At 58.4% G+C, this 18,393-nt stretch carries 22 protein-coding genes; all 22 read left to right on the top strand.

Translation table 11 applies throughout. The features are described from left to right. Window positions 1-101 precede the first annotated feature (101 nt). The 22 genes from aspS (at window position 102) to queE (ending at window position 18,386) form a co-directional block, all read left to right on the top strand. Complete coding sequence (gene aspS / locus HPT27_RS16385) at window positions 102-1,868, top strand: aspartate--tRNA ligase (RefSeq protein ID WP_172245789.1); 1,767 nt, start codon at window positions 102-104, stop codon at window positions 1,866-1,868. Window positions 1,869-1,882: 14 nt separating this feature from the next. Then, window positions 1,883-2,353 carry a hypothetical protein gene (locus tag HPT27_RS16390; RefSeq protein ID WP_172245791.1) on the top strand — a complete coding sequence of 157 codons (471 nt, stop codon included), beginning with the start codon at window positions 1,883-1,885 and terminating at the stop codon, window positions 2,351-2,353. A gap of 144 nt (window positions 2,354-2,497) precedes the next feature. Next, window positions 2,498-3,022 (top strand): crossover junction endodeoxyribonuclease RuvC, encoded by a 525-nt coding sequence (gene ruvC, locus HPT27_RS16395; RefSeq protein ID WP_172245793.1) that lies wholly within the window; start codon window positions 2,498-2,500, stop codon window positions 3,020-3,022. 24 nt (window positions 3,023-3,046) lie between these two features. After that, window positions 3,047-3,658, top strand: coding sequence for a Holliday junction branch migration protein RuvA (gene ruvA / locus HPT27_RS16400; protein WP_172245795.1), 612 nt, complete (start codon window positions 3,047-3,049; stop codon window positions 3,656-3,658). 157 nt (window positions 3,659-3,815) lie between these two features. Then, window positions 3,816-4,868: a Holliday junction branch migration DNA helicase RuvB gene (gene ruvB, locus HPT27_RS16405; protein ID WP_172245797.1), complete on the top strand. Its 1,053-nt coding sequence runs from the start codon at window positions 3,816-3,818 to the stop codon at window positions 4,866-4,868. 23 nt (window positions 4,869-4,891) lie between these two features. Beyond that, the gene (locus tag HPT27_RS16410) at window positions 4,892-5,287 is read left to right on the top strand and encodes a YbgC/FadM family acyl-CoA thioesterase (RefSeq protein WP_407951155.1); all 396 of its coding nucleotides are present in this window, start codon (window positions 4,892-4,894) and stop codon (window positions 5,285-5,287) included. 114 nt (window positions 5,288-5,401) lie between these two features. Next, window positions 5,402-6,082: a protein TolQ gene (tolQ, locus tag HPT27_RS16415; RefSeq protein ID WP_211198109.1), complete on the top strand. Its 681-nt coding sequence runs from the start codon at window positions 5,402-5,404 to the stop codon at window positions 6,080-6,082. A 6-nt stretch (window positions 6,083-6,088) separates the two neighbouring features. Then, complete coding sequence (tolR, locus tag HPT27_RS16420; protein WP_172245803.1) at window positions 6,089-6,532, top strand: protein TolR; 444 nt, start codon at window positions 6,089-6,091, stop codon at window positions 6,530-6,532. Next, window positions 6,532-7,479 (top strand): cell envelope integrity protein TolA, encoded by a 948-nt coding sequence (tolA, locus tag HPT27_RS16425; protein ID WP_172245805.1) that lies wholly within the window; start codon window positions 6,532-6,534, stop codon window positions 7,477-7,479. The genes tolR (HPT27_RS16420) and tolA (HPT27_RS16425) overlap by 1 nt, the downstream gene beginning before the upstream one ends. 36 nt (window positions 7,480-7,515) lie before the next feature. Beyond that, window positions 7,516-8,862, top strand: coding sequence for a Tol-Pal system beta propeller repeat protein TolB (gene tolB / locus HPT27_RS16430; protein WP_172245807.1), 1,347 nt, complete (start codon window positions 7,516-7,518; stop codon window positions 8,860-8,862). A gap of 76 nt (window positions 8,863-8,938) precedes the next feature. Beyond that, window positions 8,939-9,463, top strand: coding sequence for a peptidoglycan-associated lipoprotein Pal (gene pal / locus HPT27_RS16435; RefSeq protein ID WP_172245809.1), 525 nt, complete (start codon window positions 8,939-8,941; stop codon window positions 9,461-9,463). A gap of 5 nt (window positions 9,464-9,468) precedes the next feature. Further along, window positions 9,469-10,296 (top strand): YbgF trimerization domain-containing protein, encoded by an 828-nt coding sequence (locus HPT27_RS16440; RefSeq protein ID WP_172245811.1) that lies wholly within the window; start codon window positions 9,469-9,471, stop codon window positions 10,294-10,296. Window positions 10,297-10,349: 53 nt separating this feature from the next. Beyond that, window positions 10,350-10,961 carry a Holliday junction branch migration protein RuvA gene (ruvA, locus tag HPT27_RS16445; protein WP_172245795.1) on the top strand — a complete coding sequence of 204 codons (612 nt, stop codon included), beginning with the start codon at window positions 10,350-10,352 and terminating at the stop codon, window positions 10,959-10,961. A gap of 157 nt (window positions 10,962-11,118) precedes the next feature. Further along, entirely contained in the window at window positions 11,119-12,171 is a 1,053-nt protein-coding gene (gene ruvB, locus HPT27_RS16450) for a Holliday junction branch migration DNA helicase RuvB (RefSeq protein ID WP_172245797.1), read from the top strand. 23 nt (window positions 12,172-12,194) lie between these two features. Continuing rightward, window positions 12,195-12,590 carry a YbgC/FadM family acyl-CoA thioesterase gene (locus HPT27_RS16455; RefSeq protein WP_407951155.1) on the top strand — a complete coding sequence of 132 codons (396 nt, stop codon included), beginning with the start codon at window positions 12,195-12,197 and terminating at the stop codon, window positions 12,588-12,590. Window positions 12,591-12,704: 114 nt separating this feature from the next. Beyond that, window positions 12,705-13,385, top strand: coding sequence for a protein TolQ (gene tolQ, locus HPT27_RS16460; RefSeq protein WP_211198109.1), 681 nt, complete (start codon window positions 12,705-12,707; stop codon window positions 13,383-13,385). 6 nt (window positions 13,386-13,391) lie between these two features. Then, the gene (tolR, locus tag HPT27_RS16465) at window positions 13,392-13,835 is read left to right on the top strand and encodes a protein TolR (protein WP_172245803.1); all 444 of its coding nucleotides are present in this window, start codon (window positions 13,392-13,394) and stop codon (window positions 13,833-13,835) included. Then, the gene (tolA, locus tag HPT27_RS16470) at window positions 13,835-14,782 is read left to right on the top strand and encodes a cell envelope integrity protein TolA (protein WP_172245805.1); all 948 of its coding nucleotides are present in this window, start codon (window positions 13,835-13,837) and stop codon (window positions 14,780-14,782) included. The genes tolR (HPT27_RS16465) and tolA (HPT27_RS16470) overlap by 1 nt, the downstream gene beginning before the upstream one ends. 36 nt (window positions 14,783-14,818) lie before the next feature. Further along, window positions 14,819-16,165 (top strand): Tol-Pal system beta propeller repeat protein TolB, encoded by a 1,347-nt coding sequence (tolB, locus tag HPT27_RS16475; protein ID WP_172245807.1) that lies wholly within the window; start codon window positions 14,819-14,821, stop codon window positions 16,163-16,165. 76 nt (window positions 16,166-16,241) lie between these two features. Then, window positions 16,242-16,766 carry a peptidoglycan-associated lipoprotein Pal gene (gene pal, locus HPT27_RS16480; RefSeq protein ID WP_172245809.1) on the top strand — a complete coding sequence of 175 codons (525 nt, stop codon included), beginning with the start codon at window positions 16,242-16,244 and terminating at the stop codon, window positions 16,764-16,766. Window positions 16,767-16,771: 5 nt separating this feature from the next. Then, window positions 16,772-17,671: a tol-pal system protein YbgF gene (ybgF, locus tag HPT27_RS16485; protein WP_172245813.1), complete on the top strand. Its 900-nt coding sequence runs from the start codon at window positions 16,772-16,774 to the stop codon at window positions 17,669-17,671. Between the two features lie 73 nt (window positions 17,672-17,744). Continuing rightward, the gene (queE, locus tag HPT27_RS16490; RefSeq protein WP_172245815.1) at window positions 17,745-18,386 is read left to right on the top strand and encodes a 7-carboxy-7-deazaguanine synthase QueE; all 642 of its coding nucleotides are present in this window, start codon (window positions 17,745-17,747) and stop codon (window positions 18,384-18,386) included. Window positions 18,387-18,393 lie beyond the last annotated feature (7 nt).

Consider the following 18,393-nt stretch of genomic DNA (forward strand, 5'->3'; position numbering starts at 1 on the left):
TGCGGCCCGCATTTTTCCGGCGGTTTTGGCCACTTTGGCCCCGGGTTTCCGGCCGCCGAACCGGTCGCAAACCCCTGATTCCCCTTCTTTTGGACAGTACGATGAGCCTTCGCACGCATTTCTGTGGTGATTTGACCTCGGCCCAAGCCGGTCAGACCGTTTCCCTTGCCGGCTGGGTGCACCGCCGCCGCGATATGGGCGGAGTCATCTTCCTGCAGATCCGCGACAAGGCTGGCCTTGTGCAGGTCACCTGCGAGCCGGACGTGCCGGCCGTGTTCAAGGCCGCCGAAGCGCTGCGCGCCGAGTACGTGGTGCAGGTCAAGGGCGTCGTCCGCAAGCGCCCGGAAAGCATGATCAATAAAGAGATGACGACCGGCGAAATCGAAGTCGTCGCCAGCGAAATTGTCTTGCTGAACACCGCGCAGCCGCCAGCTATCTTAATCGACGGCCACGTGCCGACCTCGGAAGAAACTCGTCTTAAGTATCGCTATCTGGATCTGCGCCGGCCGGAGATGCAGCAGAAGCTGTTCTTCCGCCACAAAGTGACGCAGTACATGCGCCGCTATCTGGATGGCAAAGGCTTCACCGATGTCGAAACGCCGTTCCTGACCAAAGCGACGCCGGAAGGTGCGCGCGATTATCTGGTGCCGTCGCGCGTGCACAAGGGCAGCTTCTATGCGCTGCCGCAGTCGCCGCAGATTTTCAAACAGCTGCTGATGATGGCGGGCTTTGATCGCTACTACCAAATCGTCCGCTGCTTCCGCGACGAAGATCTGCGCGCCGATCGCCAGCCGGAATTCACCCAGCTCGATATCGAAACCTCGTTCCTGAGTCAGGACGAGATCATGGCGATCATGGAAGACATGGCCGTCGGTATGTTCAAGGAATGCCTGGGCGTTGATCTCGGCACCTTCCCGCACATGACCTTTGCCGAAGCCATGCGCCGCTACGGTTCCGACAAGCCGGATCTGCGCGTTGATCTGGAACTGGTCGATGTCGCCGACTTGGTCAAAGGCATGGACTTCAAAGTGTTCAGCGAGCCGGCCGTTGCCCCGCGTGGCCGCGTCGCTGCACTGAAAGTGCCGGCCGCCAGCGAAAAACTGTCGCGAAAAAATCTCGATGAGTATGCCGAGTTCGTCAAACCGTATGGCGCCAAGGGCCTGCCGTACATCAAGGTCAACGATGTCAGCAAAGGTATTGAAGGCATTCAATCGTCGTTTGCCAAGTTCCTGACGCCGGAACTCTTGAGTGCCATTTACCAGCGCATCGGCGCGCAAAACGGCGACGTGATTTTCTTCGGTGCCGATAGCTACAAAGTGGTCAGTGACGCACTCGGCGCACTGCGCTTGAAAGTCGCGAACGATCTGGGTTTGGTCAAAGCCGGCTGGGCGCCGCTGTGGGTCATCGACTTCCCGATGTTCGATTACGCCGACGGCCGCTACTACGCGATGCACCACCCGTTCACCGCGCCAAAAGTGCTGTCGATCGACGAACTGAAAGCCAACCCGGAACACGCGGTCTCGCGCGGCTACGACATGGTGCTGAACGGCGTCGAAGTCGGCGGCGGCTCGGTCCGTATCCACGATCAGGCGCTGCAAGCCGCGGTGTTTGATCTGCTCGGCATCTCGCGCGAAGAAGCCCAAGAAAAATTCGGCTTCCTGCTCGAAGCGCTGTCCTACGGCGCGCCGCCGCACGGCGGTCTCGCGTTTGGTTTGGACCGTCTGGTCATGCTGATGGTCGGCGCTTCGTCCATCCGCGACGTTATCGCCTTCCCGAAAACCACCACCGCCAGCTGCCCGCTGACCGATGCGCCGTCGCGCATTCCGGCTGAACAGTTGAAGGAAGTGGGCGTGAAGGTGATTGAATAGGATAGAAGCAAAATATGCCAACGCGCTTACTGTTATTGATAGGGTTGCTGTTTTCGGCAAATGCGATGGCCACCAAGGTGGAGACGAAGTCTATCGATGACGTAGTCGAAAGAGCCGACTACGTCATTGTTGCGACGGTGGTTAGCGTCGATTTGGTCAATGCGCAGGGGAGTATTGTTAACGATCCCGAAGCTAGAACTGGTGAAGGTGATGGCAACGTCATTCGGCTTCATGTCGATACTCAAGAGGTGTTGTTTCCAGCCGACGCAGATGTCCCCAAGCGAATCGTTATTGAATTGTGGCCGATGTGGCATTACACGCTAGGCCAAATTAAAGAGGAAGAATTGGGAAACACCGGTTTTTTCTTGTTGAAAGGGCCAAAATTTGAACCAGCATACCCGGCTTTCTTTCATCCATCCCTTGATAGACGTTCTGAAGTAATGCAGGCGGTCGAACGCCGTTTGGAAAAGACTTTGCGGAAATAAGCGGTCTTGTAGGTACGATTAGCGTAGCGTAATCGTACGAATGGTGACTAATGCAGAACGCTTCGCGTTCCCCCGATTACGACCCGCAGGAAGTCCCCTTGGGGGACGCTCCGTTAATCGAGGCTACAAAACAGGAAATTCTTCTTGCCCGTTATCCTTGGAATTGACCCTGGCTTTCGCACCACCGGTTTCGGTGTGGTGCGCATGGTCGGTTCGCGTGCGGAATACGTCATGAGCGGCTGCATCCGGGTCGCCGATCTGCCGATTGCCGATCGCTTGCGCACGATCTTCGATGGCATCAGCTCCGTCATTCTCGAATGCAAACCCGATGAGTTCGCCATCGAGCAAGTGTTCCAGGGCAAGAACGCCGATTCGGCCTTGAAGCTGGGTCAGGCGCGTGGTGCGGCGATTGTCGCGGCGGCGCAGGCCGGGTTGCCGGTGTCGGAGTATTCGGCACGACAGGTGAAGCAAGCGGTGGTCGGCACCGGCGCGGCGGATAAAGAACAAGTGCAAATGATGGTCTGTCGCTTGCTGAATCTGAGTGGCATTCCGCAGGCGGATGCCGCTGATGCGATTGCGGTGGCGCTGTGTCATGGTCATGGGATCAACAGCCTGGTGCACAGCGCCGGCCTTGGCCTGATAAAAAGAAGAAGAGGAAGAATGCGTTGAGACGGCAACTATGAGAACAACACAATGATCGGTCGTTTGCGTGGAATCCTGATCGAGAAGCGGCCGCCGGAACTCATCATCGAATGCGGTGGCGTCGGTTACGACGTGTTGGCGCCGCTGTCGACCTTTGCCCAGTTGCCGGACACGGGCAAGGAAATCATCCTGCATACCCATTTCGTCGTCCGTGAAGATGCCCAGCTGCTGTTTGGTTTTGCCTCGCGTGAAGAGCGGCAATTGTTTCGCGAATTGATCAAGGTGAACGGCGTCGGCCCGAAGCTGGCGCTGGCGGTGTTGTCCGGCATCAGTGGCGAGGAGTTTTTCCGCGCCATTCACGATGGCGACATCGCCATGCTGACCCGCTTGCCCGGCGTCGGCAAGAAAACTGCCGAGCGTCTGGTGGTGGAAATGCGTGACCGGCTGAAAGAGTGGGGCTCACCGGAAATGCTGCTGCCACCGAGCAAGACCGGCGAGCCGGCAGTGCCGTCGCGGGCCCGCATCACCTCAGAGGCAGTCAGCGCCTTGGTGGCACTCGGGTACAAGCCGCAGGATGCCAGCAAGGCCATCAATGCCGTTGATGATGGCGAACACCCCGCCGAGCAACTGATTCGCCTTGCCCTGCGTCAGATGGCAAAATAGCCGCCCAAACGGCTCAGCCAGTCATGTCTTGGCCGGTCATAATCGCCATAACCACAATAGCTAGTAGTATTGGCCCGCATTGGCAGCTAGCTGCCGTATAGTGCGGTCCAAAGCAGGCATCCCGGCCTGCCTCATATAAGTGGAAAGACGCGTACCCATGATTGAAACCGATCGCCTGGTCACGGCCCGTGGCTCCAACCAGGAAGAGCTCATCGATCGGGCCATCCGGCCCACCCGGCTGGCCGATTACACCGGTCAGGACGCCGTGCGCCAGCAGATGGAGATTTTTCTGGCGGCGGCCAAGGCCCGGAAAGAAGCGCTCGATCATGTGCTCATTTTCGGCCCGCCCGGTCTTGGCAAAACCACACTCGCGAATATCGTCGCCAACGAAATGGGCGTCGGCATCAAGCACACCTCCGGTCCGGTGATCGAGAAGGCCGGCGATCTCGCCGCCATTCTCACCTCGCTCGAACCGCACGACGTGTTGTTCATTGACGAAATCCACCGGCTCTCGCCTGTCGTTGAAGAAATCCTCTATCCCGCGATGGAGGATTACCAGCTCGACATCATGATCGGCGAAGGCCCGGCTGCGCGTTCAATCAAACTGGATTTGCCGCCGTTTACCCTGGTCGGTGCGACCACGCGCGCCGGCTTGCTGACCAGCCCGCTGCGTGATCGCTTTGGTATTGTTCAGCGACTGGAATTTTATTCGGTGACCGATCTGACTCGCATCGTCATGCGCTCGGCGAGCTTGCTGAAAATGCCGATGGAGGAGGGCGGTGCCCACGAAATCGCCCGTCGTTCGCGTGGCACGCCGCGCATTGCCAACCGCTTGCTGCGCCGCGTCCGTGATTACGCCGAAGTGAAAGCCGATGGCAATGTCACGGCGAATGTCGCTGATCGCGCGCTCGACATGCTCGATGTCGACAACCACGGTTTCGACACCATGGATCGCAAGCTCTTGCTGACCATCATCGAGAAGTTTGACGGCGGCCCGGTCGGGCTCGACAGCCTCGCCGCCGCGATCGGTGAAGAGCGCGACACCATCGAAGATGTGCTGGAGCCTTACTTGATCCAGCAGGGCTTCATTCAGCGCACGCCGCGTGGCCGGATGGCGGCCAAGCTGGCTTATCAGCATTTCGGGCTGGTACCACGCGCCGGCAATGGTGATTTATTTGCCGCCAACCGAGTTGATGAGTCCGGAACATGACGCCGTTCGTATTCCCGGTCCGCATCTACTACGAAGATACCGACCTCGCTGGCGTGGTGTTCTACGCCAACTACCTGAAGTATTACGAGCGCGGCCGGACCGAACTGGTGCGCGCGCTGGGGCTGGATCAGGCGGTGCTGATCGAACAGGGGCTGGCCTTCGCGGTCGCTCGCTGTGAAGTCGACTACCTGAAGCCGGCCCGTTTCAACGATGCACTGGAAGTGGTGACCGAAGTCAACCGGGTCGGTCGCGCGTCGATTGAGTTTGGCCAGTACCTGCGCAAGGCCGGCGATCCGGGGAACATTTTGAACAAGGCGCTGGTCAAGGTGGTCTGCATCACGGTTGCCGACATGAAGCCGGCCGGCATGCCGATTGATTTGACCCGCCAGCTGCAGCACCTGCAGCAAGCAAGGTTATAGCAATCCGCACACCGCATTGGCCGGTACCGAATCTGGCAGTACGGAATCAAGCGGTACTCATTCAACAGTACTGAATCAACAAATAGAACGGGAGTTGCAAGCGTGACTGCAGAGATGTCGATTATCAGCTTGTTCATGAATGCCAGCTTGCTGGTCAAGCTGATCATGATTTTCCTGCTGCTGCTGTCGGTGGCGTCGTGGACCATGATCATCCAGCGGGTCAATGTGCTGAAGCGCGCCCGTCAGGACATGCAGCAATTTGAAGAAAAATTCTGGTCGGGGATCGATCTGAACAAGCTCTATACCGATCTGTCGAGCCGCAATCGGGAGAGTTCCGGTCTGGAATTGTTCTTCACCGCCGGCTTCCGGGAGTTTGCCCGTCTGCGTGCGCAAGCCGGCACCTCGCCGCAAGCGATCATGGACGGCACGCACCGCGCCATGAAAGTGGCCCATTCGCGCGAAGTCGACAAGCTGGAGTTCAATTTGTCCTGGCTGGCGACGATCGGCTCGACCTCGCCGTACATCGGTTTGTTTGGCACGGTCTGGGGCATCATGAACTCGTTCATTGCGCTCGGTAGCGTCAAGCAAGCAACGCTGGCGATGGTGGCACCCGGTATCGCCGAAGCGCTGATCGCCACGGCCATGGGTTTGTTCGCGGCGATTCCTGCGGTTATTGCTTACAACCGGTTCAGCAACACGGTTGGTCGGCTGGAAAACCATTACGAGAACTTCATTGAAGAGTTCTCCGGCATTCTTCACCGCAAGGCGCACAGCGCCCCTGGCGGACAGGGGTAAGTCGGTATGGCCAAACGTCGCCGTCAGATGGCCGAAATCAACGTCGTGCCGTATATCGACGTGATGCTGGTGCTGCTGGTCATTTTCATGATCACCACGCCGATCATTACCACCGGCGTCAATGTCGAGCTGCCGGAAGCCGAAGCCGAGCCGATGTCGACCGACAAGGAAATTGCGGTCATCACGGTTGAGCGTAATGGCCAATTGTTTCTGGACGTCGGCAGCAGCAAGAGCGGCCCTTTCGAACCGAATGAATTGTTGGCGGAAGTCAGCGGCCTGCACGAACAGAAACCGGACATGTTGATTGCCCTGGGTGGCGATCGCTACACCGAGTACGGCAATGTCCTGAAAGTTTTCGTGCAATTGAAGCGGGCCGGATTGACCAACGTCGCCTTGATGACCGACGACTCTGCGCTCGAAGACGACAAGCGCCGAAATAAGAAGAAGTAATGGCTCAGCTTCCTCCTTTCCGACAAGAACAACAGAAGCTTGGGTTGCCGCTGGCGATAGCCGGTGTCGGCCACTTGCTGCTGATCGCCCTGCTGGCGCTGCATTTCAACTGGAACAGCTACGAGCCGACGCCAGTGGCGGGCGAGCTACTGGATGCGCCGACCATTGATGTCAGCGAGGTCAAGCAGATTCAAAAGAAGGCCCGACAGCAAAAGCAGGATGTGCAGCGGGCCGAGCAGGAAAAGCTGGACAAGGAACAGGAACTTGAGCGCATAAAACAGCTCAATGACGAGGCCGAGCGGCAACAGCAGGCCGAACAGAAGCAATTGGCTGAAGAGCAGGCCAGAGAGGAAGTTCGACGCAAGGAAGACGAGGCCAAGCGCATCGCACTGGAAAAGAAGAAAGAGCAGGAAGAACGCGAACAAAAAGAAAAAGCCGAGGCCGACAAGAAGCGCAAGGCCGAGGAAGAGAAAAAACGCAAGGCGGAAGAAGAGCAGAAAAAGAAAGACGCCGAAGCGAAGAAGAAAAAGGAAGAGGAAGAGAAAAAACGCAAAGCTGACGCCGAGAAAAAGAAGAAGGAAGAGGATGCCAAACGCCGCGCCCAGCAGGAAGCGGATTTGGAGGCACAGATGGAGCAAGAGGCTGCCGCCAGCGCCGCGCGGCAAAAATACATTCAGACCGAGAAGCAGAAATACATTGGCCTTATCCAGGCCAAAGTGAAACGCAACTGGATCAAGTCCAGTGAAACCGAAATCTGCATTGTGTCATTGCGACTCGGTGCCGATGGCACGGTGCTGGATGTGCTGAGTTCGAGTGGCAATGAGGCGCAGTGTCGGGCGGCGGTGACAGCCATTCGAAAAGCCGAACCGCTGCCTGTACCGCAAGAGCCGGATGTCTTTGATGAGTTCAGAAATTTGCGCTTGCCGTTTGATCCAACCAAACCATAACCGGCGGCGACTGTAAAACCTGTGGTGGAGCCATTGATGAATAAACTAGCAACGCTTTTGCTCTCGGCGTTCTTGAGTAGCCTGATGCTGGTGCCATCGGCGCAGGCTGAGTTGGAAATTGTCATTACCGGCGGCATGGACGATGCCCGGCCCGTCGCCATCGCCCCGTTTGTCTGGAATGGCACCACGGTTGCACCGCCGCAGGACATGGCTGAGATCATCGCCCGCGATCTCGAGCGTAGCGGACGCTTCAGGCCGATGGCCGTGGCCGACATGCCGGAGCAACCGACCAGCTCGGCAACGGTCAATCTCGCAGCCTGGCGCAATCGCGGCATCGAAGCCGTGGTGGTCGGCAAGATCAGCGAAACCGCACCGGGTCAGTATCAGATCGGTTTTGAATTGATCGATGTCTTCAAAGGCAAGGACAAGGCCGGCAGCGCGTCGGCACTGGGCAGCAGCAGCGTCATCGAAGCGCGTCAGCATCTGGTGCCGAGCGCCGGCGTGCGCATGCATGCGCACAAGATGGCCGACATCATTTATGAAAAGCTGACCGGTGAGCGTGGCGCGTTTGCGACCATGATTGCTTACGTCAATATCGATCGCGGTGATCGGCTGCCATACAAACTCTATGTTGCCGATTCGGATGATTACAATCCGCGCGTGGTGGCCTCGACCACTGAACCTCTGATGTCACCGGCCTGGGCCAAAGACGGGCATCGCATTGCTTATGTCAGTTTTGAAAAAGGCCGCTCACAGTTGTTTGTCCAGGACATCTACACCGGTCAGCGTCAGGTTGTTGCGGCATTCCCCGGCCACAATGGTGCGCCGGCGTGGTCACCGGACGGCACCAAGCTGGCGATGTCGCTGTCGCACGAAGGCAATCCGGAAATCTACATTTACGATCTCGCCTCGCGGCAGACCAAGCGGATGACGCAAACCGGTGGTGGGGTCATTGACACCGATCCGACCTGGTCGCCGGACGGTCAATACGTGGCCTTTACCTCGGACCGTGGCGGCAAACCGCAGATTTATCGGGTCCATCTGGCCTCGGGTCAGACCCAGCGGGTGACCTTCGAGGGCGACTACAACTCCGAGCCGGAATACAGCCCGGACGGCAAAAAGATGGTCATGATCAACCGGACCGCCGGCCAGTTCCGGGTCGGGATTCAGGATCTGGCCTCCGGCAACCTGCAAGTGCTGTCGGATACCCAATTAGATCAATCACCTAGCTTGGCACCGAACGGGAGCATGGTAATATACGCGACCCTTTACCGGGGGCAGCAGGTGCTGGCGGTGGTGTCCACAGATGGGCGCTTCAAGGCCCGGTTGCAAGCGCGCAAGGGTGAAGTGCGTGCGCCGGCGTGGTCGCCGTTCCTGGATTGATTTGTGGTGCCCGGCCGTTTTGGCTGGGCAGTTGTGCTTGTTTTTTGTTTCACTTGTCTTAGGCGGGAGTCTAAAAATGTCGATTTATCAAATGGGGAAAAGTGCTGTTCTGGCGTTGGTCGTCGCCGGTCTGGCCGCTTGCGCCAGCAAGCAAACTGAAACTGCAACCAGCGGCAGCAGCAATGCTGGCACTGACAGCACCGTGACTCAGCCGATTCAGCAAGGTCCGAGCGCCGAAGAACTGGCCCGTCTGGCTGACATCGAAGCCCGCAAGGCTCGCGTTGTCTATTTCGATTTCGATGATGCCAACATCAAGCCGGAATACCGTGATCTGCTGGCTGCCCATGGCGCCTTCCTGGCCAAGAACCCGGGCCTGACCGTCACCGTTGAAGGTCACACCGACGAGCGCGGCACCCCGGAATACAACGTTGGCCTCGGCGAGCGTCGTGCCAATGCTGTGAAGCAAGTGCTGCAAAGCTACGGCGTGCAAGCCTCGCAAATCAAAACCGTGTCGTTCGGCGAAGAAAAGCCGGCCAACCCGGGTCATGACGAAGCCGCCTGGGCGCAAAACCGCCGTGGCGTGCTGGCTTACCAAGGTTAATACCGATGCGTAAGCTCAAAGCGGCGGCGCTGGTCGCCGCTTTGTCTACTTCGTTCTCGCGGCCGCTCCTGCGCATCCTTGCGCTCGCGGCATTCACACTTCCGTGTGTAGCACTGGCAGCCGCTCCGGTTGTCAGTGCCGAGACCGAACAGCGTCAGCTGCAGCAGGCAACTGCCAATCAAGAGCAGCAGGCGCAATTGCGCAATCAAGTGATTGCCGATCTGCAAATTCAAGTCAATGCCCTTCAGGAAGACGTGCGCATGCTGCGCGGTCTGGTCGAGGAGCAGGACTACAAAATTTCCCAGTTGCTGGAACGCCAACGCGAGTTGTATCGCGATATCGATCGTCGTCTGTCTGGCATGCCAGGCGCGGGCGGCGGTGCGAGTGCCAGCACGACTGAACCGGCCACCGTCAATACGGTGCCGTCGCTGCCGGATGTTGCAACGTCCGAGCCGCAAGTGATTGAGCCGGTCCCGGCACCGGCCGAGCCGAAACCGGCCAAACCGGCCGGCAAAGGCAGCAAAGATGTCGAAGCCGAACAAAAAGCCTATGACGCGATTTTTCCGCTGGTGCGCAACAAGCAATACAGCGAAGCGGTGAAAGCCTACAGCGAATTTCTGAGCAAGTTTCCGGATGGCCGCAACGCTGCCAATGCCCGTTACTGGCTCGGTCAGGTCTATTACGTCCAAGGCAGCAACGAAGACGCTGAGACCCAGTTCAAACTGGTCATGAGCCAGTACGCTGACTCACCAAAAGCCTCGGACGCGCTGGCCAAACTGGCCGCCATCGAAGAGCGCCGTGGCGCCTTGGACAAGGCTAAAGCGCTGGCCTGATAAAAAGAAGAAGAGGAAGAATGCGTTGAGACGGCAACTATGAGAACAACACAATGATCGGTCGTTTGCGTGGAATCCTGATCGAGAAGCGGCCGCCGGAACTCATCATCGAATGCGGTGGCGTCGGTTACGACGTGTTGGCGCCGCTGTCGACCTTTGCCCAGTTGCCGGACACGGGCAAGGAAATCATCCTGCATACCCATTTCGTCGTCCGTGAAGATGCCCAGCTGCTGTTTGGTTTTGCCTCGCGTGAAGAGCGGCAATTGTTTCGCGAATTGATCAAGGTGAACGGCGTCGGCCCGAAGCTGGCGCTGGCGGTGTTGTCCGGCATCAGTGGCGAGGAGTTTTTCCGCGCCATTCACGATGGCGACATCGCCATGCTGACCCGCTTGCCCGGCGTCGGCAAGAAAACTGCCGAGCGTCTGGTGGTGGAAATGCGTGACCGGCTGAAAGAGTGGGGCTCACCGGAAATGCTGCTGCCACCGAGCAAGACCGGCGAGCCGGCAGTGCCGTCGCGGGCCCGCATCACCTCAGAGGCAGTCAGCGCCTTGGTGGCACTCGGGTACAAGCCGCAGGATGCCAGCAAGGCCATCAATGCCGTTGATGATGGCGAACACCCCGCCGAGCAACTGATTCGCCTTGCCCTGCGTCAGATGGCAAAATAGCCGCCCAAACGGCTCAGCCAGTCATGTCTTGGCCGGTCATAATCGCCATAACCACAATAGCTAGTAGTATTGGCCCGCATTGGCAGCTAGCTGCCGTATAGTGCGGTCCAAAGCAGGCATCCCGGCCTGCCTCATATAAGTGGAAAGACGCGTACCCATGATTGAAACCGATCGCCTGGTCACGGCCCGTGGCTCCAACCAGGAAGAGCTCATCGATCGGGCCATCCGGCCCACCCGGCTGGCCGATTACACCGGTCAGGACGCCGTGCGCCAGCAGATGGAGATTTTTCTGGCGGCGGCCAAGGCCCGGAAAGAAGCGCTCGATCATGTGCTCATTTTCGGCCCGCCCGGTCTTGGCAAAACCACACTCGCGAATATCGTCGCCAACGAAATGGGCGTCGGCATCAAGCACACCTCCGGTCCGGTGATCGAGAAGGCCGGCGATCTCGCCGCCATTCTCACCTCGCTCGAACCGCACGACGTGTTGTTCATTGACGAAATCCACCGGCTCTCGCCTGTCGTTGAAGAAATCCTCTATCCCGCGATGGAGGATTACCAGCTCGACATCATGATCGGCGAAGGCCCGGCTGCGCGTTCAATCAAACTGGATTTGCCGCCGTTTACCCTGGTCGGTGCGACCACGCGCGCCGGCTTGCTGACCAGCCCGCTGCGTGATCGCTTTGGTATTGTTCAGCGACTGGAATTTTATTCGGTGACCGATCTGACTCGCATCGTCATGCGCTCGGCGAGCTTGCTGAAAATGCCGATGGAGGAGGGCGGTGCCCACGAAATCGCCCGTCGTTCGCGTGGCACGCCGCGCATTGCCAACCGCTTGCTGCGCCGCGTCCGTGATTACGCCGAAGTGAAAGCCGATGGCAATGTCACGGCGAATGTCGCTGATCGCGCGCTCGACATGCTCGATGTCGACAACCACGGTTTCGACACCATGGATCGCAAGCTCTTGCTGACCATCATCGAGAAGTTTGACGGCGGCCCGGTCGGGCTCGACAGCCTCGCCGCCGCGATCGGTGAAGAGCGCGACACCATCGAAGATGTGCTGGAGCCTTACTTGATCCAGCAGGGCTTCATTCAGCGCACGCCGCGTGGCCGGATGGCGGCCAAGCTGGCTTATCAGCATTTCGGGCTGGTACCACGCGCCGGCAATGGTGATTTATTTGCCGCCAACCGAGTTGATGAGTCCGGAACATGACGCCGTTCGTATTCCCGGTCCGCATCTACTACGAAGATACCGACCTCGCTGGCGTGGTGTTCTACGCCAACTACCTGAAGTATTACGAGCGCGGCCGGACCGAACTGGTGCGCGCGCTGGGGCTGGATCAGGCGGTGCTGATCGAACAGGGGCTGGCCTTCGCGGTCGCTCGCTGTGAAGTCGACTACCTGAAGCCGGCCCGTTTCAACGATGCACTGGAAGTGGTGACCGAAGTCAACCGGGTCGGTCGCGCGTCGATTGAGTTTGGCCAGTACCTGCGCAAGGCCGGCGATCCGGGGAACATTTTGAACAAGGCGCTGGTCAAGGTGGTCTGCATCACGGTTGCCGACATGAAGCCGGCCGGCATGCCGATTGATTTGACCCGCCAGCTGCAGCACCTGCAGCAAGCAAGGTTATAGCAATCCGCACACCGCATTGGCCGGTACCGAATCTGGCAGTACGGAATCAAGCGGTACTCATTCAACAGTACTGAATCAACAAATAGAACGGGAGTTGCAAGCGTGACTGCAGAGATGTCGATTATCAGCTTGTTCATGAATGCCAGCTTGCTGGTCAAGCTGATCATGATTTTCCTGCTGCTGCTGTCGGTGGCGTCGTGGACCATGATCATCCAGCGGGTCAATGTGCTGAAGCGCGCCCGTCAGGACATGCAGCAATTTGAAGAAAAATTCTGGTCGGGGATCGATCTGAACAAGCTCTATACCGATCTGTCGAGCCGCAATCGGGAGAGTTCCGGTCTGGAATTGTTCTTCACCGCCGGCTTCCGGGAGTTTGCCCGTCTGCGTGCGCAAGCCGGCACCTCGCCGCAAGCGATCATGGACGGCACGCACCGCGCCATGAAAGTGGCCCATTCGCGCGAAGTCGACAAGCTGGAGTTCAATTTGTCCTGGCTGGCGACGATCGGCTCGACCTCGCCGTACATCGGTTTGTTTGGCACGGTCTGGGGCATCATGAACTCGTTCATTGCGCTCGGTAGCGTCAAGCAAGCAACGCTGGCGATGGTGGCACCCGGTATCGCCGAAGCGCTGATCGCCACGGCCATGGGTTTGTTCGCGGCGATTCCTGCGGTTATTGCTTACAACCGGTTCAGCAACACGGTTGGTCGGCTGGAAAACCATTACGAGAACTTCATTGAAGAGTTCTCCGGCATTCTTCACCGCAAGGCGCACAGCGCCCCTGGCGGACAGGGGTAAGTCGGTATGGCCAAACGTCGCCGTCAGATGGCCGAAATCAACGTCGTGCCGTATATCGACGTGATGCTGGTGCTGCTGGTCATTTTCATGATCACCACGCCGATCATTACCACCGGCGTCAATGTCGAGCTGCCGGAAGCCGAAGCCGAGCCGATGTCGACCGACAAGGAAATTGCGGTCATCACGGTTGAGCGTAATGGCCAATTGTTTCTGGACGTCGGCAGCAGCAAGAGCGGCCCTTTCGAACCGAATGAATTGTTGGCGGAAGTCAGCGGCCTGCACGAACAGAAACCGGACATGTTGATTGCCCTGGGTGGCGATCGCTACACCGAGTACGGCAATGTCCTGAAAGTTTTCGTGCAATTGAAGCGGGCCGGATTGACCAACGTCGCCTTGATGACCGACGACTCTGCGCTCGAAGACGACAAGCGCCGAAATAAGAAGAAGTAATGGCTCAGCTTCCTCCTTTCCGACAAGAACAACAGAAGCTTGGGTTGCCGCTGGCGATAGCCGGTGTCGGCCACTTGCTGCTGATCGCCCTGCTGGCGCTGCATTTCAACTGGAACAGCTACGAGCCGACGCCAGTGGCGGGCGAGCTACTGGATGCGCCGACCATTGATGTCAGCGAGGTCAAGCAGATTCAAAAGAAGGCCCGACAGCAAAAGCAGGATGTGCAGCGGGCCGAGCAGGAAAAGCTGGACAAGGAACAGGAACTTGAGCGCATAAAACAGCTCAATGACGAGGCCGAGCGGCAACAGCAGGCCGAACAGAAGCAATTGGCTGAAGAGCAGGCCAGAGAGGAAGTTCGACGCAAGGAAGACGAGGCCAAGCGCATCGCACTGGAAAAGAAGAAAGAGCAGGAAGAACGCGAACAAAAAGAAAAAGCCGAGGCCGACAAGAAGCGCAAGGCCGAGGAAGAGAAAAAACGCAAGGCGGAAGAAGAGCAGAAAAAGAAAGACGCCGAAGCGAAGAAGAAAAAGGAAGAGGAAGAGAAAAAACGCAAAGCTGACGCCGAGAAAAAGAAGAAGGAAGAGGATGCCAAACGCCGCGCCCAGCAGGAAGCGGATTTGGAGGCACAGATGGAGCAAGAGGCTGCCGCCAGCGCCGCGCGGCAAAAATACATTCAGACCGAGAAGCAGAAATACATTGGCCTTATCCAGGCCAAAGTGAAACGCAACTGGATCAAGTCCAGTGAAACCGAAATCTGCATTGTGTCATTGCGACTCGGTGCCGATGGCACGGTGCTGGATGTGCTGAGTTCGAGTGGCAATGAGGCGCAGTGTCGGGCGGCGGTGACAGCCATTCGAAAAGCCGAACCGCTGCCTGTACCGCAAGAGCCGGATGTCTTTGATGAGTTCAGAAATTTGCGCTTGCCGTTTGATCCAACCAAACCATAACCGGCGGCGACTGTAAAACCTGTGGTGGAGCCATTGATGAATAAACTAGCAACGCTTTTGCTCTCGGCGTTCTTGAGTAGCCTGATGCTGGTGCCATCGGCGCAGGCTGAGTTGGAAATTGTCATTACCGGCGGCATGGACGATGCCCGGCCCGTCGCCATCGCCCCGTTTGTCTGGAATGGCACCACGGTTGCACCGCCGCAGGACATGGCTGAGATCATCGCCCGCGATCTCGAGCGTAGCGGACGCTTCAGGCCGATGGCCGTGGCCGACATGCCGGAGCAACCGACCAGCTCGGCAACGGTCAATCTCGCAGCCTGGCGCAATCGCGGCATCGAAGCCGTGGTGGTCGGCAAGATCAGCGAAACCGCACCGGGTCAGTATCAGATCGGTTTTGAATTGATCGATGTCTTCAAAGGCAAGGACAAGGCCGGCAGCGCGTCGGCACTGGGCAGCAGCAGCGTCATCGAAGCGCGTCAGCATCTGGTGCCGAGCGCCGGCGTGCGCATGCATGCGCACAAGATGGCCGACATCATTTATGAAAAGCTGACCGGTGAGCGTGGCGCGTTTGCGACCATGATTGCTTACGTCAATATCGATCGCGGTGATCGGCTGCCATACAAACTCTATGTTGCCGATTCGGATGATTACAATCCGCGCGTGGTGGCCTCGACCACTGAACCTCTGATGTCACCGGCCTGGGCCAAAGACGGGCATCGCATTGCTTATGTCAGTTTTGAAAAAGGCCGCTCACAGTTGTTTGTCCAGGACATCTACACCGGTCAGCGTCAGGTTGTTGCGGCATTCCCCGGCCACAATGGTGCGCCGGCGTGGTCACCGGACGGCACCAAGCTGGCGATGTCGCTGTCGCACGAAGGCAATCCGGAAATCTACATTTACGATCTCGCCTCGCGGCAGACCAAGCGGATGACGCAAACCGGTGGTGGGGTCATTGACACCGATCCGACCTGGTCGCCGGACGGTCAATACGTGGCCTTTACCTCGGACCGTGGCGGCAAACCGCAGATTTATCGGGTCCATCTGGCCTCGGGTCAGACCCAGCGGGTGACCTTCGAGGGCGACTACAACTCCGAGCCGGAATACAGCCCGGACGGCAAAAAGATGGTCATGATCAACCGGACCGCCGGCCAGTTCCGGGTCGGGATTCAGGATCTGGCCTCCGGCAACCTGCAAGTGCTGTCGGATACCCAATTAGATCAATCACCTAGCTTGGCACCGAACGGGAGCATGGTAATATACGCGACCCTTTACCGGGGGCAGCAGGTGCTGGCGGTGGTGTCCACAGATGGGCGCTTCAAGGCCCGGTTGCAAGCGCGCAAGGGTGAAGTGCGTGCGCCGGCGTGGTCGCCGTTCCTGGATTGATTTGTGGTGCCCGGCCGTTTTGGCTGGGCAGTTGTGCTTGTTTTTTGTTTCACTTGTCTTAGGCGGGAGTCTAAAAATGTCGATTTATCAAATGGGGAAAAGTGCTGTTCTGGCGTTGGTCGTCGCCGGTCTGGCCGCTTGCGCCAGCAAGCAAACTGAAACTGCAACCAGCGGCAGCAGCAATGCTGGCACTGACAGCACCGTGACTCAGCCGATTCAGCAAGGTCCGAGCGCCGAAGAACTGGCCCGTCTGGCTGACATCGAAGCCCGCAAGGCTCGCGTTGTCTATTTCGATTTCGATGATGCCAACATCAAGCCGGAATACCGTGATCTGCTGGCTGCCCATGGCGCCTTCCTGGCCAAGAACCCGGGCCTGACCGTCACCGTTGAAGGTCACACCGACGAGCGCGGCACCCCGGAATACAACGTTGGCCTCGGCGAGCGTCGTGCCAATGCTGTGAAGCAAGTGCTGCAAAGCTACGGCGTGCAAGCCTCGCAAATCAAAACCGTGTCGTTCGGCGAAGAAAAGCCGGCCAACCCGGGTCATGACGAAGCCGCCTGGGCGCAAAACCGCCGTGGCGTGCTGGCTTACCAAGGTTAATACCGATGCGTAAGCTCAAAGCGGCGGCGCTGGTCGCCGCTTTGTCTACTTCGTTCTCGCGGCCGCTCCTGCGCATCCTTGCGCTCGCGGCATTCACACTTCCGTGTGTAGCACTGGCAGCCGCTCCGGTTGTCAGTGCCGAGACCGAACAGCGTCAGCTGCAGCAGGCAACTGCCAATCAAGAGCAGCAGGCGCAATTGCGCAATCAAGTGATTGCCGATCTGCAAATTCAAGTCAATGCCCTTCAGGAAGACGTGCGCATGCTGCGCGGTCTGGTCGAGGAGCAGGACTACAAAATTTCCCAGTTGCTGGAACGCCAACGCGAGTTGTATCGCGATATCGATCGTCGTCTGTCTGGCATGCCAGGCGCGGGCGGCGGTGCGAGTGCCAGCACGACTGAACCGGCCACCGTCAATACGGTGCCGTCGCTGCCGGATGTTGCAACGTCCGAGCCGCAAGTGATTGAGCCGGTCCCGGCACCGGCCGAGCCGAAACCGGCCAAACCGGCCGGCAAAGGCAGCAAAGATGTCGAAGCCGAACAAAAAGCCTATGACGCGATTTTTCCGCTGGTGCGCAACAAGCAATACAGCGAAGCGGTGAAAGCCTACAGCGAATTTCTGAGCAAGTTTCCGGATGGCCGCAACGCTGCCAATGCCCGTTACTGGCTCGGTCAGGTCTATTACGTCCAAGGCAGCAACGAAGACGCTGAGACCCAGTTCAAACTGGTCATGAGCCAGTACGCTGACTCACCAAAAGCCTCGGACGCGCTGGCCAAACTGGCCGCCATCGAAGAGCGCCGTGGCGCCTTGGACAAGGCTAAAGCGCTGTACAACCAGATTATCCAGAAGTTTCCCGGCAGCTCGTCGGCCTTGGCCGCACAGAAACGGCTGCAGGAACTGCGCTGAGTTTTCGACCGATTAACCGCGGGCCCGCCCGCTGCACTCCGGCCGCGTCTGCGGCCGTTTTCTTGTGATCGCCATGACCCGTTTGCGCCTCACCGAAATGTTTTTCTCGCTGCAGGGCGAAGCCCGCACCGTCGGCTGGCCGACCGTGTTCATTCGCCTGACCGGCTGTCCGTTGCGCTGCGGTTATTGCGACAGCGAGTACGCGTTTTACGGCGGGGAATACCACGAACTTGAGGCCATTCTTGCCAAAGTCGCGGAGTGGTCACCGCGCTATGTCTGCGTGACCGGTGGTGAGCCGCTGGCGCAGAAGGGTTGCATCGATCTGCTGAAAGCGCTCTGCGACGCCGGTTATGGGGTGTCGCTGGAAACCAGCGGTGCGCTCGATATCTCCGAGGTCGATACCCGGGTGTCGCGGGTGGTCGATATCAAGACGCCCGGGTCCGGCGAGGTCGACAAGAATCGCTGGGCCAATCTGCCGCTGCTGACCGCAAACGATCAAATCAAGTTTGTCCTGTGTGACCGCAAGGATTACGACTGGGCACGGATGAAGCTGGATGAGCATCGCCTGACCCAGACCTGCGATGTGCTGTTCTCGCCGGTGTTCGGTCGCTTGAGTTATCGCGATCTGGCGGAATGGATACTGGCCGATCGCTTGCCGGTGCGGATGCAGGTCCAGTTGCACAAGCATATCTGGGGCGATGTGCCGGGGCATTGATTGCCAT

The organism is Permianibacter fluminis (assembly GCF_013179735.1).
GTDB lineage: Bacteria > Pseudomonadota > Gammaproteobacteria > Enterobacterales > Permianibacteraceae > Permianibacter > Permianibacter fluminis.